Source organism: Nonomuraea jabiensis (assembly GCF_014204795.1).
In the GTDB taxonomy this organism is placed as follows: Bacteria; Actinomycetota; Actinomycetes; order Streptosporangiales; family Streptosporangiaceae; genus Nonomuraea; species Nonomuraea jabiensis.
Genome location: NZ_JACHMB010000001.1, coordinates 13,089,897 through 13,113,580 on the forward strand (window position 1 = coordinate 13,089,897; position 23,684 = coordinate 13,113,580).

General features: G+C 71.3%; 29 protein-coding genes and 1 tRNA gene. 15 read left to right on the top strand and 15 right to left on the bottom strand.

Going from position 1 to position 23,684, the window contains the following annotated elements:
• Positions 1 to 592: 592 nt before the first annotated feature.
• Positions 593 to 1,297: an RNA-guided endonuclease InsQ/TnpB family protein gene (locus tag HD596_RS59680; protein WP_313047498.1), complete on the top strand. Its 705-nt coding sequence runs from the start codon at positions 593 to 595 to the stop codon at positions 1,295 to 1,297.
• Positions 1,298 to 1,312: 15 nt separating this feature from the next.
• Positions 1,313 to 1,498: an alpha-L-arabinofuranosidase C-terminal domain-containing protein gene (locus HD596_RS63445; RefSeq protein WP_185078131.1), complete on the top strand. Its 186-nt coding sequence runs from the start codon at positions 1,313 to 1,315 to the stop codon at positions 1,496 to 1,498.
• Positions 1,499 to 1,539: 41 nt separating this feature from the next.
• Here HD596_RS63445 and HD596_RS59690 read toward each other — a convergent pair whose 3' ends face one another.
• Positions 1,540 to 2,301 carry a metallophosphoesterase gene (locus HD596_RS59690; protein WP_185078132.1) on the bottom strand — a complete coding sequence of 254 codons (762 nt, stop codon included), beginning with the start codon at positions 2,299 to 2,301 and terminating at the stop codon, positions 1,540 to 1,542.
• 78 nt (positions 2,302 to 2,379) lie between these two features.
• On the opposite strand from HD596_RS59690, the gene pdxR reads away from it, so the two are divergent.
• The 3 genes from pdxR (at position 2,380) to HD596_RS59705 (ending at position 5,676) form a co-directional block, all read left to right on the top strand.
• The gene (pdxR, locus tag HD596_RS59695; RefSeq protein WP_313047499.1) at positions 2,380 to 3,855 is read left to right on the top strand and encodes a MocR-like pyridoxine biosynthesis transcription factor PdxR; all 1,476 of its coding nucleotides are present in this window, start codon (positions 2,380 to 2,382) and stop codon (positions 3,853 to 3,855) included.
• 51 nt (positions 3,856 to 3,906) lie between these two features.
• A complete protein-coding gene (locus HD596_RS59700) occupies positions 3,907 to 4,110 on the top strand; it encodes a DUF4236 domain-containing protein (protein ID WP_185078133.1) in 204 nt (67 codons plus the stop codon).
• A gap of 102 nt (positions 4,111 to 4,212) precedes the next feature.
• Positions 4,213 to 5,676 carry a pyridoxal-dependent decarboxylase gene (locus HD596_RS59705; protein ID WP_246555537.1) on the top strand — a complete coding sequence of 488 codons (1,464 nt, stop codon included), beginning with the start codon at positions 4,213 to 4,215 and terminating at the stop codon, positions 5,674 to 5,676.
• Between the two features lie 132 nt (positions 5,677 to 5,808).
• On the opposite strand, the gene HD596_RS59710 is transcribed toward HD596_RS59705, so the two are convergent.
• Entirely contained in the window at positions 5,809 to 6,753 is a 945-nt protein-coding gene (locus tag HD596_RS59710) for a helix-turn-helix transcriptional regulator (RefSeq protein ID WP_185078134.1), read from the bottom strand.
• A gap of 90 nt (positions 6,754 to 6,843) precedes the next feature.
• Between HD596_RS59710 and HD596_RS59715 the strand changes: the two genes are divergently transcribed.
• Complete coding sequence (locus tag HD596_RS59715) at positions 6,844 to 7,233, top strand: VOC family protein (protein ID WP_185078135.1); 390 nt, start codon at positions 6,844 to 6,846, stop codon at positions 7,231 to 7,233.
• Positions 7,234 to 7,251: 18 nt separating this feature from the next.
• On the opposite strand, the gene HD596_RS63450 is transcribed toward HD596_RS59715, so the two are convergent.
• Positions 7,252 to 7,683 (bottom strand): GNAT family N-acetyltransferase, encoded by a 432-nt coding sequence (locus tag HD596_RS63450; protein ID WP_221520116.1) that lies wholly within the window; start codon positions 7,681 to 7,683, stop codon positions 7,252 to 7,254.
• A 183-nt stretch (positions 7,684 to 7,866) separates the two neighbouring features.
• On the opposite strand from HD596_RS63450, the gene HD596_RS59725 reads away from it, so the two are divergent.
• A complete protein-coding gene (locus HD596_RS59725) occupies positions 7,867 to 8,967 on the top strand; it encodes an SGNH/GDSL hydrolase family protein (protein ID WP_221520117.1) in 1,101 nt (366 codons plus the stop codon).
• 9 nt (positions 8,968 to 8,976) lie between these two features.
• Here HD596_RS59725 and HD596_RS59730 read toward each other — a convergent pair whose 3' ends face one another.
• Both HD596_RS59730 and HD596_RS59735 read right to left on the bottom strand, forming a co-directional pair.
• Positions 8,977 to 9,723, bottom strand: coding sequence for a hypothetical protein (locus tag HD596_RS59730; RefSeq protein WP_185078136.1), 747 nt, complete (start codon positions 9,721 to 9,723; stop codon positions 8,977 to 8,979).
• Entirely contained in the window at positions 9,710 to 10,222 is a 513-nt protein-coding gene (locus tag HD596_RS59735) for a SigE family RNA polymerase sigma factor (RefSeq protein WP_313047500.1), read from the bottom strand. The genes HD596_RS59730 and HD596_RS59735 overlap by 14 nt, the downstream gene beginning before the upstream one ends.
• A gap of 131 nt (positions 10,223 to 10,353) precedes the next feature.
• Between HD596_RS59735 and HD596_RS59740 the strand changes: the two genes are divergently transcribed.
• Complete coding sequence (locus HD596_RS59740; RefSeq protein ID WP_185078138.1) at positions 10,354 to 11,283, top strand: hypothetical protein; 930 nt, start codon at positions 10,354 to 10,356, stop codon at positions 11,281 to 11,283.
• A 49-nt stretch (positions 11,284 to 11,332) separates the two neighbouring features.
• Here the strand turns inward: HD596_RS59740 and HD596_RS59745 are convergent, their stop codons facing one another.
• Positions 11,333 to 11,515, bottom strand: coding sequence for a hypothetical protein (locus HD596_RS59745; protein WP_185078139.1), 183 nt, complete (start codon positions 11,513 to 11,515; stop codon positions 11,333 to 11,335).
• Positions 11,516 to 11,661: 146 nt separating this feature from the next.
• Here HD596_RS59745 and HD596_RS59750 point away from each other — a divergent pair, with 146 nt between their 5' ends.
• Genes HD596_RS59750 through HD596_RS59760 form a run of 3 tightly spaced genes read left to right on the top strand, consistent with a single transcriptional unit; the run spans position 11,662 to position 14,500 of the window.
• On the top strand, positions 11,662 to 12,213 hold the full coding sequence (locus HD596_RS59750; protein WP_185078140.1) for a TlpA family protein disulfide reductase: 552 nt from the start codon (positions 11,662 to 11,664) through the stop codon (positions 12,211 to 12,213).
• A 2-nt stretch (positions 12,214 to 12,215) separates the two neighbouring features.
• Positions 12,216 to 14,081, top strand: a complete 1,866-nt coding sequence (locus HD596_RS59755; RefSeq protein WP_313047501.1) for an ABC transporter ATP-binding protein — start codon at positions 12,216 to 12,218, stop codon at positions 14,079 to 14,081.
• Positions 14,078 to 14,500, top strand: coding sequence for a S26 family signal peptidase (locus HD596_RS59760; protein ID WP_185078141.1), 423 nt, complete (start codon positions 14,078 to 14,080; stop codon positions 14,498 to 14,500). Before HD596_RS59755 ends, HD596_RS59760 begins: the two co-directional genes overlap by 4 nt.
• Here the strand turns inward: HD596_RS59760 and HD596_RS59765 are convergent.
• Complete coding sequence (locus HD596_RS59765) at positions 14,484 to 16,208, bottom strand: AfsR/SARP family transcriptional regulator (protein WP_185078142.1); 1,725 nt, start codon at positions 16,206 to 16,208, stop codon at positions 14,484 to 14,486. The genes HD596_RS59760 and HD596_RS59765 overlap by 17 nt on opposite strands.
• 178 nt (positions 16,209 to 16,386) lie before the next feature.
• On the opposite strand from HD596_RS59765, the gene HD596_RS59770 reads away from it, so the two are divergent.
• Both HD596_RS59770 and HD596_RS59775 read left to right on the top strand, forming a co-directional pair.
• Entirely contained in the window at positions 16,387 to 16,563 is a 177-nt protein-coding gene (locus HD596_RS59770; RefSeq protein WP_185078143.1) for a hypothetical protein, read from the top strand.
• 131 nt (positions 16,564 to 16,694) lie between these two features.
• Positions 16,695 to 17,771, top strand: coding sequence for a pentapeptide repeat-containing protein (locus tag HD596_RS59775; protein ID WP_185078144.1), 1,077 nt, complete (start codon positions 16,695 to 16,697; stop codon positions 17,769 to 17,771).
• A 75-nt stretch (positions 17,772 to 17,846) separates the two neighbouring features.
• On the opposite strand, the gene HD596_RS59780 is transcribed toward HD596_RS59775, so the two are convergent.
• Positions 17,847 to 17,919: transfer RNA gene (locus HD596_RS59780), tRNA-Ala, on the bottom strand.
• A gap of 75 nt (positions 17,920 to 17,994) precedes the next feature.
• Between HD596_RS59780 and HD596_RS59785 the strand changes: the two genes are divergently transcribed.
• Positions 17,995 to 18,885, top strand: a complete 891-nt coding sequence (locus HD596_RS59785) for an RNA polymerase sigma-70 factor (protein WP_185078145.1) — start codon at positions 17,995 to 17,997, stop codon at positions 18,883 to 18,885.
• A 59-nt stretch (positions 18,886 to 18,944) separates the two neighbouring features.
• On the opposite strand, the gene HD596_RS65485 is transcribed toward HD596_RS59785, so the two are convergent.
• Positions 18,945 to 19,478, bottom strand: a complete 534-nt coding sequence (locus HD596_RS65485; RefSeq protein WP_185078146.1) for a Clp protease N-terminal domain-containing protein — start codon at positions 19,476 to 19,478, stop codon at positions 18,945 to 18,947.
• Positions 19,479 to 19,482: 4 nt separating this feature from the next.
• Complete coding sequence (locus HD596_RS59795) at positions 19,483 to 19,698, bottom strand: helix-turn-helix domain-containing protein (RefSeq protein WP_185078147.1); 216 nt, start codon at positions 19,696 to 19,698, stop codon at positions 19,483 to 19,485.
• Positions 19,699 to 19,825: 127 nt separating this feature from the next.
• On the opposite strand from HD596_RS59795, the gene HD596_RS59800 reads away from it, so the two are divergent.
• Positions 19,826 to 19,966 (top strand): hypothetical protein, encoded by a 141-nt coding sequence (locus HD596_RS59800; protein ID WP_185078148.1) that lies wholly within the window; start codon positions 19,826 to 19,828, stop codon positions 19,964 to 19,966.
• A 4-nt stretch (positions 19,967 to 19,970) separates the two neighbouring features.
• Here HD596_RS59800 and HD596_RS59805 read toward each other — a convergent pair whose 3' ends face one another.
• The 5 genes from HD596_RS59805 to HD596_RS59825 form a co-directional block, all read right to left on the bottom strand.
• Entirely contained in the window at positions 19,971 to 20,801 is an 831-nt protein-coding gene (locus HD596_RS59805; protein WP_185078149.1) for an alanyl-tRNA editing protein, read from the bottom strand.
• A complete protein-coding gene (locus HD596_RS59810; RefSeq protein ID WP_185078150.1) occupies positions 20,798 to 22,027 on the bottom strand; it encodes a CynX/NimT family MFS transporter in 1,230 nt (409 codons plus the stop codon). The genes HD596_RS59805 and HD596_RS59810 overlap by 4 nt, the downstream gene beginning before the upstream one ends.
• 123 nt (positions 22,028 to 22,150) lie before the next feature.
• Positions 22,151 to 22,531, bottom strand: a complete 381-nt coding sequence (locus HD596_RS59815; protein WP_313047502.1) for a hypothetical protein — start codon at positions 22,529 to 22,531, stop codon at positions 22,151 to 22,153.
• Positions 22,528 to 22,890 carry a hypothetical protein gene (locus HD596_RS59820; protein ID WP_185078151.1) on the bottom strand — a complete coding sequence of 121 codons (363 nt, stop codon included), beginning with the start codon at positions 22,888 to 22,890 and terminating at the stop codon, positions 22,528 to 22,530. The genes HD596_RS59815 and HD596_RS59820 overlap by 4 nt, the downstream gene beginning before the upstream one ends.
• A 69-nt stretch (positions 22,891 to 22,959) precedes the next feature.
• Complete coding sequence (locus HD596_RS59825; RefSeq protein WP_185078152.1) at positions 22,960 to 23,649, bottom strand: TetR/AcrR family transcriptional regulator; 690 nt, start codon at positions 23,647 to 23,649, stop codon at positions 22,960 to 22,962.
• Between the last annotated feature and the right edge of the window lie 35 nt (positions 23,650 to 23,684).

A 23,684-nucleotide genomic window follows, 5' to 3' on the forward strand; every position in this document is an offset into this window, starting at 1 on the left:
CCGGGGAAATGGCGGTTCGGGCACCGTGCTCGGCTGGCGCTAACCCCCGCCCAGGTTCGCGTCATCGACGACCAGGCGCACGCGGCCCGTTCACTATGGAACCTTCTGCATGAGTGGTGGACGATGCTGCCGACGTGCCGAAGGTCCCTGGCCACGGCGGATGCGGCGATCCGGCAGGCCCGCCAGGACATCGATTGGCTCGCCGTGCTGCCCGCCCAGGCCGCGCAGGCCGTCCTCAAGACGTACGTCCAGGCGTGGAAGAACTGCTGGCAGGGCCGGGCCGGGTCGCCGACGTTCAAGGGTCGCTTGCGGTCGGTGATGGCAGTGGACATCCCGCAGGGCCGGGACCTGCACGTCACGCGGGTGCACCGCCGCTGGGGCATGGTCACCATTCCCAAGGTCGGACGGGTCCGGTTCCGCTGGACCAAGGACGTGCCCGTCGGCAAGAAGGCCGATGTCAGTAACCGGATCACCGGTGCCCGGCTGGTCAAGGACGCGCTCGGCTGGCACATCGCCTTCCGCATCCAGACCGTCGCCCCCGAGCCCCGAGCCCCACCAGGGGCCGGACGTCGGCATCGACGCCGGAGTGGCCGTGCCGCTGGCCCTGTCGGATGGCAACCATCACACCCACGAGAGATGGAAGGCCACCAAGGACAAGCCCAACGCCTGGCTGACCGACAAGGAACAGGCCGCGCTGCTGGCTCTGGAGCGGCGGGCGGCCCACCGCAAGAGCTTCCGGAAGCCGGGCGAGCGCACCTCGCGCCGGTTGCGGGCCACCTACGGCCAGATCGCGCGCCTGCGTGCAAGAGCCAAGCGCCGGGCGATCGACTGGCAGCATCAGACCACCACCGAGATCGCCCGCACCTACGGCGTCATCGTGGTGGAAGACCTGCCCATCACGAACATGACCAAGAGCGCCAAGGGCACCGTCGAGAACCCGGGGACGAACGTCGCGCAAAAGACCGGCCTGAACCACTCCATCAGCCAGGAGGCCCGGGGCCGCACCGTGACGATGCTGACGTACAAGGTCGCACGCTATGGCGGCGCGCTGTACAAGGTTGCCGCTGCGGGCACTTCCCTGCGCTGCTCGGCCTGCGGGTTCACCACCCCGAGCGGCCGGGAGAGTCAGGCCGTGTTCGTGTGCAAGAACCCGGGCTGCGGCTGGTCCGGCAATGCCGACCACAACGCCGCCCGGAACACCTTGCATCTGTATCGGATGGGCCTTGCGCTCGTCCCGGCTGCCGGGAGGGCAGTCGTCAGGCGCGCTCGCCGCGTCAAGCCCGCCACCGCAAGGTAGGAGGGAATCTCCTCCGTGCACCTCACGGAGGAGAGCACTTCAACAGGTGGTGTCCAGGGACGGACGCCGTCCGACACGAACTCCCTGTCCGAGCCGGAACGGGTGGCGCCAGTGGAGCGGCAGGTGCGCGGCTTCTCCTCGGCCTTCACCTACGACTTCCCCGCGCAATCGGTGACGTTCGTGCGGCTGACCGAGCGATGACGGCGCGGGCGGGCCTCCCTTCCGGAGGCCCGCCCCCGCCGCTACGCGACGACCCGGTAGTGCGTGGTCATCCGGCCCGTGTCGTCGAGCACGTGGAACGCGATCGACGGCGGCAGGTCGTGGTCCACGCAGTTCGCGAACGTCGTGCCGCCCTCCCACGGCAGCTTCAGCGTGGACACGACGCCGGGGGCGGCCAGCAGCGGGCGGCCGGCGAAGGTGGTGGCGGCGCCCGTGTGGGCGTGGCCGACCAGCACGGCAGGCACCTGCGGATGCCGCCCGAGCAGCTCTTCCAGCGGCTCGGGCCGGTGCAGCCGGATGCCGTCGACCACCGGGCTGTGCAGCGGGGTGGGCGGGTGGTGGAAGGCCACGAACACCGGCCGGTCCGCGCCCGCAAGCACGTCGTCCAGCCAGGCCAGCGTCTCGTCGTCCAGGTGGCCCGAGTCGTCGCCGGGGATGGAGGAGTCGCACATGGCGTAGACGGCCCGGTCCGTGCGCAGGACCTGGTTGATCGGGCCCGCGCCGCCGTTCCGGTCGCCCAGCAGGACGCGGCGGAACTGCTCCCTTACGTCGTGGTTGCCCGGGCCGACCAGGACGGGGTGGCGGGAGGAGAGCAGCTTGCGCGCCTCCTCGTACTCCTCGGGGAGGCCGTGGTCGGCGATGTCACCGGTGACGAGCACGGCGTCGAGGCCGGCGTCGAGGTCGGCGGGGAGCGTGTCCAGATAGCGCATGACGGAGGCGGCGCGGTCGACGCTCTGGGGCGTCGCGCCGATGTGGATGTCGCTCAGGTGAGCGATCACGATCATGTTGACGTCGTCCTTCCGGGTTCTGCCTGCTCACCTACCGTAGGCCCGGGTACCGGACCATGCGTAAGATCCGGTTTCGTGCGGAAAGATTGGGCCGGTTTCGGGGTGGACCTGCATCTGGAGGTCTCCACCGGCGGTGGGCGGCGGCGCGGGCTGGAGGAGGCGCTGCGGCAGGCGGTCAGGGACGGGCGGCTGCCGCGCGGCACGCGGCTGCCTTCGACGCGGTCGCTGGCGGCGGAGCTGGGGCTGTCGCGCGGCACGGTGAGCGCGGCCTACGACCAGCTCGTCGCCGAGGGCTACCTGGCCACCCGCCCGGGCTCGGCCACCGAGGTCGCCGACGTCGCCGACGTGTCCCCCACCCCGCGGTCCCGTCCGGGGCCGCCGTCCGAGTCCTCCCCGGGGCCGGGCCACGACCTGCGGCTGCCGTCCGACCCCTCCGCGGCACCGCTCCATGACCTGCGGCTGCCGGCCGGACCCCCTGGGGCGCCGCTGCATGATCTGCGGCCCGGGCAGCCTGACGTGTCGGCGTTTCCGGCGCGGGCGTGGTTGCGGGCAACCCGGCACGTGCTCTCCACCGCGCCCGCCGAGGTCCTCGGCCCGTGCGACCCTCGCGGCCGGATCGAGCTGCGGGCGGCGCTGGCCGGTTACCTCGCCAGGACGCGCGGGGTGCTCACCACGCCGGACCTGATCGTGGTCACGACGGGGTTCGTCCAGGCGCTGAACCTGATCGCCCAGGTGATCGACGGCCCGATCGCCACGGAGGAGCCGGGGCACGACTTCTACCGCGAGGTGCTGCGCCGTGCCGGGCGCGAGACCGTACCGCTGCCCGTGGACGGGCTGGGCGCCCAGGTGGACACGCTCACCGGCGCCACCGCGGCGGCCGTCGTCACGCCCGCGCACCAGTACCCCACGGGCGTGCCCCTGCATCCCGCCCGCCGCCGCGCGCTGCGCGAGTGGGGCGGGCTCGTCGTGGAGGACGACTACGACGGGGAGTTCCGCTACGACCGGCAGCCGGTCGGCGCGTTCCAGGGGACCGCGCCCGATCGGGTCGTGTACGTCGGCACCACCTCCGAGTCCCTGGCCCCGGCCCTGCGCCTGGGCTGGATGGCGGTGCCGCCCTCCCTGATCGGCCCCGTGGCCGAGGCCAAGTTGCACGCCGACGCCCACACCGAGGTGCTCGGCCAGCTCGTGCTGGCCAGGCTGATCGAGACCCACGACTACGACCGCCACATCCGCGCCGCCCGCCTGCGCTACCGCCGCCGCCGCGAGTTGCTGCTCGCCCGGCTCGGCCCCGGGCCCGGCCAGCCGCTGCCCGGCGTCGCCCTGCCCGGGGTGGCCGCGGGCCTGCGCGCCCTCCTCCTGCTCCCGGAGGCGGGCCCCACGGAGGCGGAGCTGCTGGCCGAGTGCGAGCGCAGGGGCATCGCGCTGCGCCCCGCCTCCCCGCTCTGGCGCCGCGACGGCCCCGGCGGCCTGCTCGTCGGGTACGCCGCCCCGTCCGAACGCGCCTACCCGCACGCCCTCGAAGCCCTGGCCCGGACACTCGCCGGAACCTGACGGCGGTCCCGTCCGTTGTCAGGTTGAGCGCAGGAACGGCGAAGGAGGGACATGGGCTGGCACTACCGCAAGACCATCAAGGTGGGCCCGTTCCGGATCAACCTGTCACGTCGCGGCGTCGGCCACAGCTTCGGCAACCGCCGCTTCCACGTCACGACCACTCCCGACGGCCGCCGCCACGTGTCCGTGCACCTGCCCGGCGGCTTCCACGTCGGCAAGTCGTTCGGCGGCCGGCGCCACCACAGGCATTACTGACCCAAGGCGGTCGATCGACCGCTTGACATAGACGGGCCGGAGGCGGGAAAGCCTCCGGCCCGTCCCCTTTCCCGGCGCCCGCCGAGCGTTCAGAGTGGGCGGATGAGCGGTCACATGAACCCCGAGGAGTTCCGCCGCCACGGCAGGCAGGTCGTCGACTGGATCGCGGACTATCTCGCCGGCATCGAGTCCCATCCCGTGATGTCCCAGGTGAAGCCCGGTGACATCCGCCGCGCGCTGCCGCCCGCGGCGCCCGAGCGCGGCGAGCCGTTCGAGGCCGTGCTGTCGGACCTGGGGCGCATCCTGCTGCCCGGCATCACGCACTGGCAGCATCCCGGTTTCTTCGCCTACTTCCCCTCCAACGCCAGCGGCCCGGCCATCCTGGGCGACCTGCTGTCCGGCGGGCTCGGCGTGCAGGGCATGCTCTGGGTGACCAGCCCGGCGTGCACGGAGCTGGAGACGGTGGTGGTCGACTGGCTGGCCGGGCTGCTCGGCCTGCCGGAGCATTTCCGTACGGACCGGGCGGGCGGCGGCGTCATCCAGGACTCGGCGTCGAGCGCCTGCCTGGTCGCCCTGCTGGCCGCGCTGCACCGGGCGAGCGGCGGCCGGATCGCCGCCGACGGCGTCACCCGGAGGTACACGATCTACGTGTCGTCCCAGACGCACTCGTCGCTGGAGCGGTCGGCGCGGATCACGGGGCTGGGGGCGGCGGGCGTACGGGTGGTGGACGTCGATCCCCGTACGCTGGCCATGGACCCCGGCCACCTGCGTGCCCTGCTGGACCGGGACGAAACGGACGGCGCCGTGCCGGCCATGGTGTGCGCCACCGTCGGCACCACCTCCACCACCGCCGTCGACCCGGTGCCCGCGGTCGGCGAGCTGTGCCGCGAACGCGGGATCTGGCTGCACGTGGACGCGGCCTACGCGGGCGTCGCGGCGGTCTGCCCCGAGCTCAGGTGGCTGAACGAGGGCGTGGCCGAGTACGCCGACTCCTACTCCACGAACCCGCACAAATGGCTGCTGACCAACTTCGACTGCACCGTGCTCTGGATGGCCGATCGCGCCCCGCTGCTCGACGCGCTGTCGGTCATGCCCGAGTTCCTCAGGAACCCCGCCACCGCGACCGGCTCCGTCGTCGACTACCGGGACTGGCAGGTGCCGCTGGGCAGGCGCTTCAGGGCGTTGAAGCTGTGGGCGGTGATCCGCTGGTACGGAGCCGAGGGACTGCGCGCGCACATTCGCAAGGGCGTGGCGCTGGCGCAGGAGCTGGCGTCGTGGGTCTCCGCGGACCCCGGCTTCGAGGTGCACGAGCCGCATCCGCTCGGGCTCGTGTGCCTGCGCCCGGTGTGGCCGGGCCTGGCGGCGGACGCGGCGGACCGGGCCACGATGCGGCTGCTGGAGCTGCTCAACGCCAGCGGCTCGGTGTACATGACGCACACCAGGATCGGCGACCGGGTGGTGCTGCGGGTGGCCATCGGCGGCGTGGCGACGGAACGGCGGCACGTGGAGCAGGCGTGGGAGCAGATCCGGTGGGAACACGCGGCCCTGTCGGCCACGCTTCCCTGACGGCTCGGGCCCCTGACGGCTCAGGCCCCGCACGGCCCAGGCCCTTTACGGTTCAGGCCCTTTACGGTTCAGGCCCTTTACGGTTCAGGCCCTTTACGGTTCAGGCCCTTTACGGTTCAGGCCCTTTACGGTTCAGGCGCGGTAGCGCTCCACGAGCTCGGACCCGATCCTGGCCAGCTGGGCCCTGACCTCCTCCGGCTCCACGACCTCCACCGTCGCGCCCCACCCGGCCAGCTGCTCGGCGATCGACAACGCCATCGGCGCCGCCACGCGCGCCCTGACCCGCCCGTCCTCCTCGACGCGCTCGACCTCGCAGTGGCGCCCGAACTGGTGGCGCAGCACCGGCAGGAACCGCTCGGCGATGAGCACGGTCGCGGACAGCAGCGAGCGCCGCCGCTCCATCTCGGCCACGACCTTCCCCCACGCCTCCGACAGCACGAACCCCTCCGGCCGCTCGAAGGTCAGCTCCGTCACCTCGGCCTCGGCGATCCGGTCCACCCGGAACGTGCGCTGCCCGGCCTCGGTGCCGGCGATCAGGTACCAGACGTCGTCCTTGTCCACCAGGCCCCAGGGATCGACGAGGCGGTGCGTACGCTCGCCGGAGCGGCCCTCGTACCCGAGCCTGACCCTGCGGCGCCGTACGGTGGCGCTCTGCAGGACCCGCACCAGCTCGGGCCGGTCGGGGTCGCGCTCGCCCCAGCCGGTGGGGTCGATCACCATGGCGTCGGCGGCGGCCTCGGCGTCGTCCCTGAACGTCCGGGGCAGGGCCCGCACCAGCTTGCGCAGCGCGGACTTGACCTCGGGCGTGGCGGCCGCGGCCGGACCGGCCAGCAGGAACAGCGCCTCGGCCTCGCCGGCGGTCAGGCCGCTGAGGTCGGTCCTGGCGCCGCCCAGCAGGGACCAGCCGCCCCCGCGCCCGGCCTGCGGATATACCGGCACGCCCGCCGCGGACAGCGCTTCGAGGTCCCGGCGCGCGGTGGCCACGGACACTTCCAGCTCCGCGGCCAGCTCGGCCGCGGTCACCCGGCCGCGCGACTGCATGAGCAGCAGGACGGCCACAAGTCGATCGGCTCGCATGGCAGGAAATCCTCCTCGTCAAAGTGCTCATTGGATGAGCACTTTGACCGGAAGAATCCTAGACATCACCCGGAAGGAAGGACCACACAGATGCTCCGCGGATTCGCCACGATCAGCTTCTACGCAGCCGACCTCGAGGCGGCCAAGACCTGGTACACCGAGCTGCTCGGGATCGAGCCGTACTACCAGGTGCCGGGCTACATCGAGTTCCGCGTCGGCGACTACCAGCACGAGCTGGGCATCATCGACGCCCGCTACGCCCCGGCGGGCGCGACCGACGGGCCCGGCGGGTCGATCACGTACTGGCACGTGGACGACCCCGAGTCCGCCCTCGACCGGCTCCTCGCCCTGGGCGCCAAGGAATACCAGCCGATCACGGAGCGCGGCGAGGGGTTCGTCACCGCGTCCGTGATCGACCCGTTCGGCAACGTCCTCGGCGTCATGTACAACCAGCACTACCTGGACGTGCTCGCCAAGTGACGGGTCCGCGGGCCTCGCTCAGGAGTTGTCGACCCTCAGCCCGAAGGCCGACAACCCCTGCTCGTGGTGCTCGATCAGGCCCATCCGCCGGTAGAAGGCGTGGTTGGCGACCCCTTCGGGGGTCGACTCGTGGTCGGTGGTCAGCATGAAGTAGCGGCAGTGGGCGTAGCGCTCCTTCAGCCGCTCCAGCAGCCGCCGCCCGATCCCCTGGCCGTGGAACCTCTTGTCGACGAGAAGCTCCTGCACGTAGCAGACCATCTCGTCGTCGGACACCGTCCGCGCCAGGCCGAGCAGTCGCCCGTCCTCGTCCCTGGCGACGAGGACGAGATGCGAGTTCACCAGGCTCCGGCACACCTTGGCGATGTCGCGGGTCCAGGGCTGCCATCCGACCGAGTCGTACAGCGCGAAGATCTCGGCCTCGTCGAACGACGTCTCCTGAGCGATGCTCACCACTTATGGGACTCCCCTGCATAAAGTCAACGCTCTCCAGCCTATTCAGGACAGGCGGTTAGTTTCAGGCTGTTTTCACTAGGACAGCGGCAAAGGCCCAGGTCGGCGCGCAGGGGGTGGAATCAGATCTTGCGGCGTCCGGGCAGGCGCTCGTTACAATCGCCCAGCCGCAAAGGAGAAGCTGTGCGAACTGTGCGTGTGACCGTGGTCCTGGCCGCGTTGACGGGCGCCCTGGTGCTGCCCGGCGTCGCGAGCGCGACCCCCTCGTCCGGCGCCCTCGCCAAGGTGCACACCGCCGGACGCGTCGAGGTCGGCGGGGACTCTCTCAAATACAGCTGGCCGGGCGTCTACTTCGAGGGCCGCTTCCGCGGCACCGGCGTCGGGATCGTCCTCGACGACTCCGACAACGACTACGAGGTCGAGGTCGACGGCTCGACCGTCGCCACCCTGGTGACCCCGGGCCGGACCACGTACTGGGTCAACGGCCTGACCCGGGGCGTGCACCGGGTACGGCTGGTCAAACGTACCGAGAGCCCGTGGGCCACCAGCGCCTTCGGCGGCTTCGTCGCCGCCCCGGGCGGCGCGATCCTCGGCAGGCCCGCCGCGCGCCACCGGCAGATCGAGTTCATCGGCGACTCCTACACCGTCGGCTACGGCAACCGCTCCGACAGCCGCGACTGCACCGCCGACAAGGTCGCCCGCACCACCGACGCCAACCTCAGCTTCGGCGCCCTCACCGCGCGCCGCCTGAACGCCGACTACCAGCTCAACGCCTTCTCCGGTCGCGGCATGGTGCGCAACTACAACGGCAGCGACCCCGGCACCGACTACCGCACCTACTACGACCGGGCCCTGCTGAACGTCGACGGCGACGTCTGGCAGAACCCGGGCACCTGGCATCCCCAGCTGGTCGTGATCGGCCTGGGCATCAACGACTTCTCCACCGCCATCAACCCGGGCGAACCGTGGACGCCGGACACGCTGATGGCCGCGTATCGCACCGCGTACCAGGGCTTCCTCGACAAGCTCCGGGCACGGTACGGCCCCCGCACGACCATCGTGGTCAGTGCCACCTACATGTCCAACACCACCGTGTTCGCCCAGATCGCGCAGCAGATCGTCCAGGAGCGCAACAGCAGGGGCGACGACCGGATCCGTTACTGGTACTACAGCGAATCCGGCCTCGACTACGCCGGCTGCCACTGGCACCCGTCCGTCCACGACCACCGGATCATCGCCGACCGGCTCGGCGAGTTCATCGCCACCCTCCCGCTGCGCTGGTAGTTCCAGCCCTCAGTCGTCGGCCGTGAGCCCTTCGGCGATCTTGATCAGCTCGCGGTCGACGGCCTTGGCATCGGGGAACCTCTTCACGTACACGGGACTGAACATGATCTCGGCCCTCCGCTGCTCGCCCATGTTCAGGAAGAGCGTGGGGGTGCCCTTCATGCCGTCCTCGCCGACCCCTTCGACGACCGCGTACCCGGTGCGGTCGCCGACGGTCACCTCCTTGCCCTCCCCCTCGTCGCGGTGCGCCTGCACGCGGTCGTCGACCTCCTGGACGGCCTGGCCCTCGTACACGTAGATCTGGACGCAGTAGAAGCCGTTCTTGTCGCCGTCGTAGTTCCACGAGGTCGTGTACCTGTCGCCGAAGTCGTAAGACCACTGGGACCACCGCAGGCCGTCGGGCAGGTAACCCACCCTGACGTGCTTGAGCGCCTTCCCGTCGCCCAGGTCCCCGAGGCTCGGGGGCTCGGAGGGCGGGGCCGGGGTGTCGTCGATGGCGGGCGGCCCCAGCGTCTGGGAGGCGGATGGATCCGGCGTCTCGGTGACGACGGACGTCTGCACGGCGCCCGGGGCCGCCGTCAGGTAGAGGGGGACCGCCGCGGCCACGGCCAGCGACGTGGCCACCGTCGCGATCCGGCCACGGGTCTTCTTCCGCCGCGAGGACCGGACGACCCGGTCCACGAGGTCGGGCGCGGCGTGCAGCCGCGCGGTCTCCTCCGCCATGATCTGGCGGAGCTGGTCCTCAAGCATGGGCATTCCCGATCACTCCTTCCACGGTTTCCTCGCCGAGTGCCGTACGCAGCTTGGCCATCGCCTTCGACGCCTGACTCTTCACCGTGCCGAGCGTGCAGCCGAGCACCTCCGCGGTCTGCGTCTCGCTGAGGTCCTCCCAGTACCGCAGGACGACCACCGCGCGCTGCCGGGGAGGCAGGCCGCGCAGCGCGTCCATGAGCACGTGACGCAGGTCGACGTCGGTCGAGCGGGCCGCTCTCTCCGGCGGCACGCGCATCGGGATGATGTTCAGGATCGCCCGGCGCCGGGCCCTGCTGATGGCGGTGTTGATGATGACGCGGCGCACATAGGGCTCGACGGTGTCGCGCCGCACCCGGTCCCAGTTCCGGTACGTACGCTCCAGCGCCGTCTGCAGCAGGTCCTCCGCCTCCGCCTCGTCTCCGCAGGCGAGGTAGGCGACCCGCAACAGGGTCGTGGCCCTTGCGGCCACGAACGCGCCGAAGTCATGGTCCGCGCCGCTCACGGCTGTCTGTCCAATTTCACGCCCCCTAATACGCCTCGGCCGCTCCGAACAGTTGCCAGGCATCGCAGGCAACCTTTTCGCGGCGCCCAGGCGTATTGGGGGACATCAAATCGGATTTCTGGAGGAAGCACATGAAGCGCGCGACCGCACCGGCCCGGCCGCTGATCGCCCTGGGGGCCGGCCTGGCCGCCGTCGGCACCGCCGCACTGCTGGGTCTGCCGAACCTGGCGAAGGCACCGGAGGCACGGCTCACGGCCGCCGCGTCGGCTCCGCCGGAGGGCGCGTACTGGCATACGAGAGTGCTGACGAAGCACCCGGAGCACCGTCAGCTCGGCAGCGGCGCGAACCTCTACACGGTGGTCCAGCAGTCGCTCGTCGAGGAATGGACCGCGCCCGACGGCCGGCGCTGGGTCGGATCGCGGGAGCTCGGGGCGTACCCGCAGAGCGCGGCGGACCGCGCGGCATGGCGCCGCGACGGCTCTCCCACCAAGTGGACCCGCACCGCCAACGGCCAGACCGTGTCGCTGTCCACCAAGCCCGCCAAGGGCCACGTCACCCCCGTACGGGGTGACAACACGTTCTTCCTGCTCGGGCAGCGGCTGACGTACGACGAGGTCCAGCGGCTGCCCGCGAACCCGGAGGCGTTGAAGGCCTGGCTCACGCAGGCCGCGCGGGTCTCACAGATGTCGGAGGCCTCCGTGGACCGGAACATCACCTCGGCGCTGCCCTCGCTGCTCCACGAGCTCCCGGCACCGAAGGAGGTCCGCGCCGCGGCCTACCAGGCCCTGCTGACGATGCCCGGCGTGACCTCGCGCGGGAAGTCCGTGGACGGCGCCGGCAGGACCGGCGCGGCCCTCTCGATCGAGTATCAGCTTCCCGGCCAGAAGGAGACGATCAAGGTCACGACCGACCTGGTCGTCGACACCGGCACGATGCTCCTGCTGTCCGACAGCCAGACGACCTTGAGGAACGGCAAGGTGTTCCTGAACAAGACCATGAGCCAGACCGTGCTCCAGGCCGGCTGGACCAACACCGAGCCGGTCGTGCCCGCCCTGCCGTAGACGCAACAGGCGCGAAGGCCCGTCCGGACGGGCCTTCGCGCCTACGCGGTCATCGGCAGCGCGGGTCCAGGCACTGGGCGCACGCGATCACGCCGCTCCCGCTCCGGAACTTGCAGATCTGGAAGTCGCAGCACCCGATCCACTCCGGGGGCGGAGCGTACGCCGCCGCCTCGGCCCTCGGCACCACCAGGCCGAGCATGAAGTCGCTGACCTTACCGAACAATCTGTTCATTCCCGCCTCCAAGCGGAACGCCGACGGTTCTCAGGGCCGACCGTAGAGAGGCTGCCGATCGGGCCGATACACGAGTACGTATGCGGGTCCTATCGCCGCGGTTCCTAGGGTTTGCGATGCCCGGCCACGGCGAAAGGAGAGGACCCATGTCAGGTCTCGTCGCGATCGTTGCGCTCGTCAGCGTGCTGACGGTGCTCAATCTGCTGCTCACGTTCGGTGTGATCCGGCGGCTGCGCGAGCACACGGAGCTGCTCGCCGGCCGGGCGACCCCGATCGTGGGCGAGCCGCCCTCCCTGCCGGTGGGCCGCCAGGTCGGGGACTTCGCCGCCACCACGACCGACGGGGAGCCGGTCGCGCGGGCGCTGCTCGCGGGCGACACCCTCGTCGCCTTCCTGACCCCCGGCTGCGAACCATGCGAGGAAAGCCTGCCCCACCTCGTCGAAGCCGCGAAGAAGTGGCCGGGTGGCCGGCGGAACACCCTGGTGGTCGTCATCGGCAGACGCGACCGCGCCGCCGATCACGTCGAGCGGCTGGCTCCCGTGGCGAGGGTCGTGGTCGAGGCGCCCGACGGGCCGATCGCCACGGGGTTCGGCGTGACGGCGTACCCGCTCTTCGGGGTGGTGGACTCCTCGGGGCAGGTGCTCCGATCCGAGACGGCCCCCGCCGCGCTGCTGCCGCACGGCGTCGCGCCGGCGTGACGGTGCGGCTGCCTCGCCTGCGGGGCGTCGGCGTGACGGTGCGGCTGCCTCACCTGGGCGGCGTCGGCCATGCCCTCGGCCTGGCCTGGCGGGCCGGGCCGGCGACACTGCTGCTGTACGTGGGCCTCACCGTCGTGAGCGGCGCCGTACCCGTCGCCGTCTCGTGGCTGACCAAGCTGATCCTGGATCAGATCGCCACCGGCCACGCCGACGCCACGACGCTCACCGGCCTCGGCGCCGGACTGGCGGCCGCGGGAGCCGTCGTCACCGTCCTGCCGCGCGCCGCCCAATATGTCACCGAGGAGCTGGGCCGCGCCGTGGCGCTGCTGGCCGATGATCGCCTGTACGCCGCGGTCAACTCCTTCGCCGGGCTCGGGCGCTTCGAGAATCCTGCCTTTCTGGATCGGCTGCGCATGGCCAAGCAATCGGGCGGGGTCGCCCCGGGGCGGGTGGTCGCCGCGGTGCTCTCCCTCGTCCAGGCGGCGATCAGCGTGGCCGGCTTCCTGGGCTCGCTCATCGTCATCAGCCCCATGATGGTCGTGGCGGTGCTCATGGGAGCGATACCGATGACGGTCGCCGAATTCCTGCTGTCCCGGCGGCGGGCCCGGATGTTCTGGCGCATCGGGCCGCTGCAGAGGCGGGAGATCTTCTTCGGGGAGCTGCTGGGAAGCGTGGACGCCGCCAAGGAGGTGCGGCTGTTCGGCATCGGCGCTCACCTGCGGGGCCTGATGCGCGCCGACAGGCTCGCCGCGAACGCCGCTGAGCGGCGCACCGGCAGACGCGAAATGCTCACGCAGGGCGGCCTCGGCCTGGTCAGCGCGACGGTGTCCGGCGCGGGCCTCGTCTGGGCCGTCCGGGCGGCCGGCTCCGGACAGCTTTCCGTGGGCGACGTCACGATGTTCGCGGCCGCGGTGGCGGGCGTGGGGCTCGCGCTCGGACGCCTGGTCACCGAGGTCGCGGGGGCTCATTTCCAGCTCCTGATGTTCGACCATTATCGGGCCGTCGTGAACGCCGGTCCCGACCTCCCCGGGCCGTCGCGCCCGCGCCCGCTGGCGGGGCTGCGGCAGGGGATCGAGCTGCGCGACGTCTGGTTCCGGTACTCGCCGGAGCATCCGTGGGCGCTGCGGGGCGTCAACCTGTTCATCCCGTACGGATCCGTGCTCGGGCTGGTCGGCGTGAACGGCGCGGGCAAGAGCACGATCGTCAAACTGCTGTGCCGGTTCTACGACCCCGACCGGGGCGTGATCCTCTGGGACGGCGTGGACCTCCGCGAGGTGCCGCCGGAGACGTTGCGGAGCAGGATCAGCGCGGTGTTCCAGGACTTCATGGCCTATGACCTGACGGCCGCGGAGAATGTCGGCCTGGGCGACGTCCGCTCGCTCCACGACCGGCCCCGCATCGAGGCCGCGGCACGCGAGGCGGGCGCCCATTCCCTCCTCGCCGGCCTGCCCGGCGGCTACGACACCTTGCTCTCACGGTTGTTCTTCAGCGAGGCCGACAAGACCGACGCGAGCACGGGAGTCTATCTGTCCGGCGGTCAATGGCAGCGCGTGGCGCTCGCCCGTGCGATGCTGCGCGACCACTGCGACCTGATGATTCTCGACGAACCCAGCTCGGGGCTGGACGCCGACGCCGAACACGAGATCCACCAGCGACTGCGGCGATATCGCGCGGGCCGTACGAGCGTGCTCGTGTCCCACCGGCTCGGCGCCATGACGGACGCGAGCGCCATAGCCGTGCTGGAGGACGGGCGGGTGACCGAGTACGGGACCCATGAGGAGCTCCTCACGCTGGGGGGCACCTACGCGCGGCTGTTCACCAGGCAGGCGCGGGGCTACCGTGCCGACGAGCAAGGCGTGCCGTCATGAGCGGCTGGGCTCTCGCCGTTCTCGGGGGCGCCGTGGCGCTCTGCTTCGCGTACGTCAGGCGCCGGTTCGTCGCGGTGACCATCACCGGCACGAGCATGGCGCCCACCTACAGCGAAGGTGAACGCGTGCTGGTGGTACGCGGCGGAGTCGACCGCCTGCGCCGGGGCGACATCGTCGTGGTGCGGTGGGCGCCGGCGGATTCGATCCCGCTGCTGCTGATCAAACGGGTGGCGGGGGTCGCCGGTGATCCCGTCCCCGCCGATGTGGCGACCGCCGTCAACCGGCCCGCGGGCACGCCCATACCCGCCGGGAAGTTCATCGTGCGCGGCGACAACCCCGACTGGAGCCTGGACTCCCGGACGGTGGGCTTCTTCGACGGCGAGAGCCTGCTCGGGACGACGGTCAAACGCCGGGCATGAGCCGCAGGGCGCCCCGGGACACCGTGGCGAGGTCCCGGGCCAGGAGCCGGGACAGCTCCGTCATCCGGTAGCGGTCCCGCGCGCGGAAGTCGAGCAGCTCCATCTCGACCAGCCGGTCCAGTGCCCGGCTGATTCTCCTGACGGGCGCGTGCAGCCTCCTGGCGGCCTCCGCCGCGCCGATCTCCGCGGCGGGAAGGGAGCCGAGCTGCCGGAACACCTCGATGGCGAGCCGATCCATCGGGTGCTCACTTGCCATGAGGTGCTCGACCTGCGCGTACATGCTGGCCCGCATCGACAGGTCACCGGCCTGCAGCTCGTCGAGCCGGTGCCTGTCGTCGGCCATCCGCTCCAGCAGCTCGCGGACGGACCAGCCGGGGTGCGCGACCAGCCGGGCGGCGGCGATGCGCAGGGCGAGCGGCAGCCGGCCGCACAGACGCACCACCTCGGCGGCGGCGCCGGGATCTTCCCGCAACCTGCCCGGATCGACATGGTGGGCCAGGAACGCCATCGCCTCCCTCTGTCCCAGCCTGTCCAGCCGGAGGTGCAGCGCGCCGTCCAGCGTCGTGAGCATGGGACAGCTCGTGACGAGGAACGTGCAGAGCCGGGCGGCCGCGAGGAACGGGCGGACGGATGCGACCTCGGGCGCGTTGTCCAGCACCACGAGCATGCGGCGTTCGGCCAAGAGCGACTGGTATCGCGCGAGGGCGGCATCGGGGTCGCTCACGGGCCGGCGGCGCGGTCGCAGGTCCACGTACAGCTGGCCGTCCGGATAGCGATCCGCGACCAGATGGGCGGCGTGCAGGGCCAACGAGGACTTGCCGGCTCCCGCCGGGCCGTGCACCACCACCACACCGCCGGCGGCGCCGAGCCGCTGGGTGAGGAAGGAGAGTTCCGGCTCGCGCCCGACGATGACCGGCTTCCGCGGCAGCCGGCACGGCGGGAAGGCCGAGGCGACCGCTCGGGGCGGGCGCAGGTCGCGGCGCAGGATCGCCTGGTGGAGGCGGCGCAGATCCTCGCCCGGCTCGATGCCGAGGGATCCGGTGATCGCGACGCGGGCCTGCTCGTACGCGTCGAGTGCCCCGGCGACGTCGTGGTCGGCGTACAGGGCGCGCATCAGGAGCGCCCACGCCCGCTCCCGCAGCGGCAGCTCCGTGACGAGCGAGCGGAGCGGCCAGATGGCGGGTGACGGGCGGCCGAGCAGCAACAGTGCCTCGCAGCGGTCCTCCTGGACCGCGCGGCGCTGCTCGTCGATCGCGACCTCGCGGGCGGCGAGGACCGGCCCGTGGGGGACGTCCTCCAGCAGCCGCCCGCGCCACAGCGCGAGCGCCGTTTCGAAATGCCGCAACGCCTCCTCGACGCGACCTTTTTCGAGAGCGGCGCGGCCGGACGCCGCTCTGTCCTCGAACGCCTTCAGGTCGAGTTCGGCCGCCTCGACCCGCAGTTGATAGCCCAGCGGGCGGACGATCAGGCGATCCCGCTCCGCGGCCGGAAACGCGGCTCGAAGCCGTGCCGCATAAGTGCGGAGATTGGCGGTGGCGGATTTGGGCGGGGCCGAGCCCCACAATTCCTCGGTGATCTCGTGAAGCGGGGCCAGCGTGTTGGCCCGCACCAGCAGAAGGGACGTGAGCGTGCGTTGTTTCGGGGCGCCCGGCCTGAGCAACCGGCCATTCGCCCGCATCGCCAGCCCGCCCAGCACAGTGAATTCCATCGAACCAGGAGTCATCACCCCAGATCCTCGGAAACGAAAAGTCCCGCAACAAGGTCAGCCACCGGACATTGAGCGGACATTTCTCGCGGGGCACGCATACACATTCGTGTATCAGCCCTATCGGCGGCGCCTCTACGGTCGAATCCGAACACATCCGCGTCGTACCTGGAGGTACACGATGAACAGATTGTTCGGCAAGGTCAGTGACGCGATGCTGGGGCTGCTGGTCCCCAGGAAGGAGGCACACGCCCTGCCCGCGACCTGGATCGGGTGCTGCGACTTCTGCGTATGCCTCTACCGGTACGACGACGGCCACACGAGTTGCCTTCGCTGCTCCTGCCAGATGTGCGGCTAGCCTTGTCCACGGATCACGGATAGGTCGCGTGGCCGGACGCCCGCGGATCCGCGAGGCGGGCGTCCGGCCGGATGCGCGCCCGCATGCGGCGGACCATCCCCACGCAGGCCCTTGTCGGCTTTACTTGCTCTATGCAGCGCATGCGCACGTTCGCGGGCTGGTTGATCGAAGGTCTTGAGCGGGCCTTCCACGACGGCCGGAACCCGTTGATCAAGGGGGTGTCCCGCGCGGAGTTCGAGGCGCTGCCCGTGAAGGAGCGCATCGAGATCAGGGCGCTCGCCACGCAGCACAGAATGCAGTTGCTCTCCACGTCGGGGGTGCTGTTCGGGCTGCTGTTCACGGCGGCGGGGCTGTTCTACACCGCGCGCTCGCTCGACGCCACGCAGGAAGGCCAGATCACCGAGCGTTACACGCGGGCCATCGCGCAGATCGGCTCGGACACGCTGGAGGGGAGGGTCGGCGCGATCTACGCCCTGGAAAGGATCTCTCGGGACTCGCCGCGCGATCAGCAGACCGTCGTGGACGTGCTCGCCACGTACCTACGCGAGCGCTCCCCGAAGAAGGGCAAGGACCCGCACAGCCCGGCGGACATCCAGGCGGCGCTGGCGGTGATCGCCAGGAACAAGCCCGCCGGCACGCCGCCGCCGACAGGGCCGCCGTGGTCCGCGCAGCACTGGGTGAACCTGTCGGGCATCCGCGCCACGGGCCTGACGCTGGTCAACGCCGACCTGTCCGGCGCGGACCTCACCGGCACCGACTTCGGCAACCGCGAAACCATAAAGAAGGCGGACGGCTCCATCTGGTGGGTTCGCAGCTTCCTCGACCACGCGAACCTCTCCTACGCGGACGTGGGCTTCTCGACCTGGATCCGGGTGTCGCTGTCCGGGGCGAACCTCACCGGGGCGAACTTCGGCGGGTCCGACCTGACGAACATCGACTTCAGCGGGGCGCGGCTGCTCGGCGCGAATCTCTCCGGCGCGAAGGTCCGGTACGCGAACCTGGACGGTGCCGACCTCACGGGCGTCGACCTGGGCGGCGTCGACTTCACGGGCACCCGCTTCCGTGGGGCCGACCTCACCGGTGCGAAATGGCCCAGCGACCAAGGGAGGATCGACCTGCGCGACGCCGACCTCAGCGGCGCCAAGGGCGTCCCGTCGGAGGACGTCCTGAAGAAGATCGCGCTGATGAACGACAAGACCCGGCTCTGACCCGACCATCGGGGCAGACGCGGAACCGCCCCTGACCTTGAGCCGTTTCGGCAGGTCAGAGGCGGTCTGATCCGGTGGAGCTATGGGGATTCGAACCCCAGACCTCCTCCATGCCATGGAGGCGCGCTACCAACTGCGCCATAGCCCCTTGCGATCACCAAGTGTATCGGAGATCGGGAGCCCCTGTGTCACACCGAGGGCCCTGTGGTACGTCTATGGTTTCATGTCGACCTTTGAAGACCACCGAAGCCTGCTGACCGGGGTCGCGTACCGGATCCTGGGCAGTGTCGCCGACGCCGAGGACGTCGTGCAGGAGGCGTGGTTGCGCTGGTCGGGGGTGGACGAGGCGGCCGTCGGCGACCCGAAGGCGTACCTGGTCAGGGTGACCTCGCGGCTGGCCATCGATCGGCTGCGGTGGGCGAAGTCGCGGCGGGAGTCGTACGTGGGGCCGTGGCTGCCCGAGCCGATCAGCACGGCGCCCGACGTCGCCGAGCACGCCGAGCTGGCCGAGTCGGTGGAGCTGGCGCTGCTCCTGGTGCTGGAGACGCTGTCGCCGCTCGAACGGGCCGTGTTCGTGCTGCGGGAGGCGTTCGACCTGCCGTTCACGGAGATCGCGGAGATCATCGGGCGGGCCGAGCCGGCGACCAGGCAGCTCGCGCGGCGGGCGCGGGACCACGTGCGGGAGAGGCGGCCCCGGTTCGACGTGGACAGTCAGGAGCGGCGGCGGATCACCGAGCGGTTCATCAGCGCCTCCGCCGAGGGCGATCTCGACGGGCTGATCGAGCTGTTCGCGAGTGACGTCACGATGGTCAGCGACGGCGGCGGCAAGGCCAGGGCCGCGCTGCGGGCCATCACCGGCGCCGGCAACGTCAGCCGCTGGCTGCTGTCGATCAACACCCCCGCCAACATCGCGGCCTTCATGGCCTCGATCGGCATGTCGGGGATCTCCGACCTGTCCGTCGGGCTGGCGACCATGAACAACGCCCCCGCGATGGTCATGTCCGCGGGTGGACGGGTGATCACGGTCGCCTCGCTGCTGATCTCGGACGGCAAGATCGCGACGATCTACCTCATCGCGAATCCCGAGAAGATCGCGCACCTGGAGCCCGTCTGACGCCGCCCGCGATCAGGCCGTGCGCCGGGTGGGGACGCGGGCCTCGCGGATCAGCGCAGTCAGGCCGCGCGCCGGGCGGACAGGCGGGCCTCGCGGATCAGCGCGGCCAGGTCCACCCCGGCGTCCCGAAGGATCGCGGCGGCGCCGTTCGCGTGGTCGGCGAGCAGGCCCCACAGCAGGTCCTCGCCCTCGACCGGCCCGGAACGCCGCCACATGGCCACCTCGATCGCCTTCCTGGAGTGCATGGCCAGCGGGATCTCGCCCAGCGGCCCGTACAGGGTGACCCGCAGCGGCCGCACACGGGAGCGCCGCAGGCTCCACAGCCCGGGCGCGTCCAGGCCCACCCTGGTGCGGCGGTGCACGGCGTCGAGGTCGATCCCCAACGTGGCCAGCAGCGCCCGCGCGTCGCCCATGTCTACCCGCGCCCGCACGTCGGCCGCGGAGGCGGTGAACGCCGCCAGCGAGAACGGCCGGACCTCGGCCACCCCCAGCAGCAGCACATCGGCGTCGAGCGCGGGCCGGCCCGCGTCGAGCGCGAGCATCCCGGCCTTGACCACGGCCCTGCGGGCCCCCTCGGTGAACCTGGCGAACACGCGGTTACCTCCCCGTCCTGCGAGCATGCTTGCGATGAGCCGACTGCCGCCGAACCCCCAGCGCGTCGGCGATCTGCTCCCACGACCAGCCCTGGGCGCGGGCGTTCGACACGTGCGTCGCCTCCAGCTCCTCCAGCAGGGCCCTGAGCGCGGCCACGGCCGCCAGCCCCACTCCGGGATCGCGATCGGCGGCCGCCTCGGCCAGCTCGGTGACTTCCATGGTGTCAGCATGTGCTGACAAGCACCCGCTTGTCAACACGTGCTGACACTCTCTGGGCAGAGGTGTGCGGCTTCGGTAGCTTCACGGCACTCTGTGTTACGACGACGACGCCGCACGCCGCGCGGGGGTGATCGGGTTCTACGGGGCGCCGGGGATCGCGGGGCCGTGCGGTCCCGGCCCGACGCAGCACGCGGCGGAGCTCGGCGCGCCGATCCTCGGGCTGTTCGGCGGGGCGGACGAGGGGATCGCCTTCCTGGCGAGCCGCTGACCGGCTAGCTTGCGGCGCCGCAGGTGGTGCGCATGGTCAGGGCGGCCTCCTCCAGCGAGAACGCGACCTCGACCCGTCCCAGCTCGGCCGTGCTCCCCACGTGGGTGCCGCCGCACGGGATGGACGCCTCGCCCTCCGGCAGCGAGCAGTGCCACGTACGGCGGGCGGTCAGCCCCGGCCCCGGGACGTCCAGCCGGACCGGCGCGTCGGCGGCCACCCACCCGGCGAGCTGCTCGTTCGCCTGCCGGGCGACCTTCCTGAAGTCCAGGCCCTCGGCGGAGAACCCCTTCTTGCGCAACGACTTGCCCAGGCGGTAGACGTCCACGCTGCCGTACGGCTCGATCCGCGACGAGACGATCGCCGCCTGGTCGAAGTCGGGGTGCCCGAGCGGGTCGGACGCGGCCTCCTTGCGCCAGTGGCCGGCCAGGGCCGCGTTCACGGCGAGCGCGGCCAGGTGGCAGGCGGTGTGACCCGCCGAGAGCGCCGCCCGGAAACCGGCGTCCACCTCGAGCTCGACCTCCGCCCCGACGGGCAGCGGCGTCTCGGTGACGTGGACGACCAGCCACTCCCAGCCCTCCGTGCCGCGCCGCACCGGGATGGCGTCGCCGACGAAGACCTCGCCGGTGCTCGACTGGGCCCCTGTCACGCAGTCGACGACCGGCAGGCCTCCGATCGTGCCCCGGTCTGCGGGCTGGTCGGGCCAGGTGTGGTCAAGGGGGTGGAACGGCGTCTCGGCGACGACGAGACCGTGCCGGTCCCCCACCGGCACGGCCCCGACGATCTCGGAACGGCCGGCGGTCCGGCCGTCAGGGAAGGTGACGACGGAGGATCTCATCCGGTCATTCTCGCAGGCACCGCCTGCTCGTCCTCCAGGTAGCGGTTGCGGCCCGCGTACAGGCCGGTGACCAGCTGAACGACGAGCACCACGAAGATCAGCGTGTACGGCAGCGTCCACCCGCCGGTCACCTCGCGCAGCACGCCGACCAGCAGCGGACCGGCGCCGGCGATGAGGTATCCCGCGCTCTGCCCGAACGCCGACAGCGCGGCCGTGGCCTCCGGCGTACGGGTGCGCAGCGCCAGCATCATCAGCGCCAGCGGGAACGACCCCATGCCCACCGCCACCAGCGTCACCCAGAGCAGCGCCAGGTCGGTCGGCCCGATCCACAGTCCCAGGAACCCGGCCGCGTAGAAGGCCACGAGCCCGACCACGGCGGGACGCTGGTCACGGAAGCGGGAGGCGACCATGGGGATGACGATCGAGACCGGGATGTTCAGCGCGGTGAACACGCCGAGGATCACCCCGGCCTCCGACGTGCTGAAACCGCTGTCGGTGAGGATGGTGGCGAGCCAGCCGAACATCATGTACGCGATCATCGACTGGGTGCCGAAGTAGATCGCGATCATCCACGCCAGCTTGCTGCCGAGGAGGCGGCGGAGGCCCGCGTCCCGGCTGCCCGCGTCCCGCTCCGGCTCACTGCGCAGGAGCGCAAGCCACGGAATGGCGGCGACGGCGGCCAGGGCCGCCCACACGCCGAGCGCGATGTGCCAGTCACCCGACGCGCGCTCGATCGGCACGGTCGCGGCGGCCGCCAGCATGGTGCCGACCGCCAGGGCCGTGGTGTAGACGGTGGTCATGATCCCGGTGCGGGCCGGGAAGTGGCGCTTGATCAGCGTGGGGATGAGCACGTTGCCGACCGCGCCGCCGGACAGCGCCACTGCGCTGCTCAGCAGGAACACGGGGGCGGAGCCGACGAGCGACCTGACCAGCATGCCGACGCCCAGCGTGACGAGGGCGAGCAGGAGCAGGCGGTGCTCGCCGACGCGGCGGGCGAGGGTGGGCGTGATCGCGCCCACGCTGGCGAAGGCGAGGACGGGGAGGGTGGTGAGCAGGCCGGTGCCGACGCTCGACATGCCGAGCGCGCCGGTCAGCTGGTCGAGGAGGGGACCGACGCTGGTGACGGCGGTGCGGAGGTTGAGGGCGGCGAGGACGATACCCAGCACGAGGAGCCAGGCGAGGGGTCCGGTGGTGCGGCCTCGTGCTTCTTGGGTCAGCACGCTCATGGCGGGGGCTGTCCTCCACTCATCAAGTCATAGGACGAATCGCCATGTTAACAGGACCGAAATATGCATTTATTCCTGGCTGTCTCGCTTGTCAGGACGCCCGCGCCCGGGCAGAAGGGCGGGTCAGCGTTTGGGGCGCAGGACCCAGTAGAGGCCCACCACCGGGAGCACGAGCGGGATGAACCCGTACCCCTTCCCGTACGCCGACCACACCGTCTCGTCGGGAAAGGCGGCCGGGTCGAGGAGGCTGAGCGTGCCGATGATCAGCACCCCGGCCAGCTCGATCCCCAGCCCCACCAGCGCGAGGCGCCGCGCCCCACGCCAGAGCGCGACGGTGAGGGCGATGTAGACGACGGCCGCGAGGGCCGACAGCGAGTACGCCAGCGGCGCCTGGCCGAACTTGGACCCGATCTGCACCGCCGCCCGAGCCCCGGCGGCCAGCGAGAACAGCCCATAGACCGCGATCAGGGCACGCCCGGGCCCGCTGCTGATGGAGGTGGTCACGCGCCGCCCGCCCAGATCTGCAGCATCCGCCCCGTCATCACCGCGATCGCGAACCCGGCCACGACCAGGATCGCCGACCCCCACCTGCTCCGCTCCGCCAGCGCCAGGAACACCCCGGCGGGCGGGATCACCACCTGGCCCCCGACGTAGCCGAAGAGCGTGACCTTCTCCGCGGGCCCCTGCCCGCCGGCCACCGCCGCGATCACGAAGCCCGCCTGCACCAGCACGGCCACCTCGAGCACGGCGAACCCGACCAGCAGCACCATGCCCATCGGCCGGTTGCGGATCGCGACGATCAGGCTCGCCAGCATGAGCAGCAGCGAGACGACGATGACGATCGTGGAGATGACGGTGTTCATCGGGGCTAAGGCTATCCCCAGGGCTCCCCGGTCCCCATTTCACGGCACCCCTGGAAAGCGAAGGCGGCGCTACCGCTCCGGGATGGCGTGTTCGATGCCGTCGAGGACCCAGGTGAGGCCGCGTTCGAAGTTGTCGTCCGCCCCGCGTACCCCCTCCTCGATCATCGGCCCCAGCCGCGGGAACTCCCCGCCCTCGACCAGCTCCTTGATGTACGGATCCGCCACGGCCGCCCGCTCCACCTCGTTGATCCCCTCCGACCGGGGCGCCCCGCGCTCCTGCGCCTCCCGCACCACGAACCCGGTCATGTAGTCGTTGAACACCGCCAGGAACCGCCACCGGGTCAGCCGGTCGAGCCCCAGCCCGTCGAAGGCGGCCAGCTTCTGCTCCACGTGCCGCAGCGCGTTGGGCCCCACGGCCACCCGCTGCGAGATCAGCTCCACCCGCCACGGATGCCGCAGCACCAGCTCGCGCTCCCGCCGCGCCATCAGCAGCAGCGCCTCGCGCCACGAGGACGGCAGCGGCTCCTCGACGAGCACCTCGGCGCTGACCTCGTCGAGCATCAGCGCGAGCAGGTCCTCCTTGCGCTCGATGTACGAGTACAGCGTCATCGCCCGCGCGCCCAGCTCGGCGGCCACCCGCCGGATCGACACCGCGGCCAGCCCTTCGGCATCGGCGACGGCGATGGCGGCGGCCACGATCGCCTCCCGGGTCAGCACCGGACGGCGGGGCGGCGTGGGGCGGGACCAGATCGAACTCACGCCAGAATCCTAGACACTGTACGAAACTGCTACGG

Coding starts and splice junctions, on each gene's coding strand:
- HD596_RS59690 (WP_185078132.1), bottom strand. CDS start 2,301: ATGATCGTGATCGCTCACCTGAGCGACATCCACATCGGCGCGACGCCC.
- HD596_RS59700 (WP_185078133.1), top strand. CDS start 3,907: ATGGGCTGGCACTACCGCAAGACCATCAAGGTGGGCCCGTTCCGGATC.
- HD596_RS59705 (WP_246555537.1), top strand. CDS start 4,213: ATGAGCGGTCACATGAACCCCGAGGAGTTCCGCCGCCACGGCAGGCAG.
- HD596_RS59710 (WP_185078134.1), bottom strand. CDS start 6,753: ATGCGAGCCGATCGACTTGTGGCCGTCCTGCTGCTCATGCAGTCGCGC.
- HD596_RS59715 (WP_185078135.1), top strand. CDS start 6,844: ATGCTCCGCGGATTCGCCACGATCAGCTTCTACGCAGCCGACCTCGAG.
- HD596_RS59730 (WP_185078136.1), bottom strand. CDS start 9,723: ATGCCCATGCTTGAGGACCAGCTCCGCCAGATCATGGCGGAGGAGACC.
- HD596_RS59740 (WP_185078138.1), top strand. CDS start 10,354: ATGAAGCGCGCGACCGCACCGGCCCGGCCGCTGATCGCCCTGGGGGCC.
- HD596_RS59745 (WP_185078139.1), bottom strand. CDS start 11,515: ATGAACAGATTGTTCGGTAAGGTCAGCGACTTCATGCTCGGCCTGGTG.
- HD596_RS59750 (WP_185078140.1), top strand. CDS start 11,662: ATGTCAGGTCTCGTCGCGATCGTTGCGCTCGTCAGCGTGCTGACGGTG.
- HD596_RS59760 (WP_185078141.1), top strand. CDS start 14,078: ATGAGCGGCTGGGCTCTCGCCGTTCTCGGGGGCGCCGTGGCGCTCTGC.
- HD596_RS59765 (WP_185078142.1), bottom strand. CDS start 16,208: ATGGAATTCACTGTGCTGGGCGGGCTGGCGATGCGGGCGAATGGCCGG.
- HD596_RS59770 (WP_185078143.1), top strand. CDS start 16,387: ATGAACAGATTGTTCGGCAAGGTCAGTGACGCGATGCTGGGGCTGCTG.
- HD596_RS59775 (WP_185078144.1), top strand. CDS start 16,695: ATGCAGCGCATGCGCACGTTCGCGGGCTGGTTGATCGAAGGTCTTGAG.
- HD596_RS59785 (WP_185078145.1), top strand. CDS start 17,995: ATGTCGACCTTTGAAGACCACCGAAGCCTGCTGACCGGGGTCGCGTAC.
- HD596_RS59795 (WP_185078147.1), bottom strand. CDS start 19,698: ATGGAAGTCACCGAGCTGGCCGAGGCGGCCGCCGATCGCGATCCCGGA.
- HD596_RS59805 (WP_185078149.1), bottom strand. CDS start 20,801: ATGAGATCCTCCGTCGTCACCTTCCCTGACGGCCGGACCGCCGGCCGT.
- HD596_RS59810 (WP_185078150.1), bottom strand. CDS start 22,027: ATGAGCGTGCTGACCCAAGAAGCACGAGGCCGCACCACCGGACCCCTC.
- HD596_RS59820 (WP_185078151.1), bottom strand. CDS start 22,890: ATGAACACCGTCATCTCCACGATCGTCATCGTCGTCTCGCTGCTGCTC.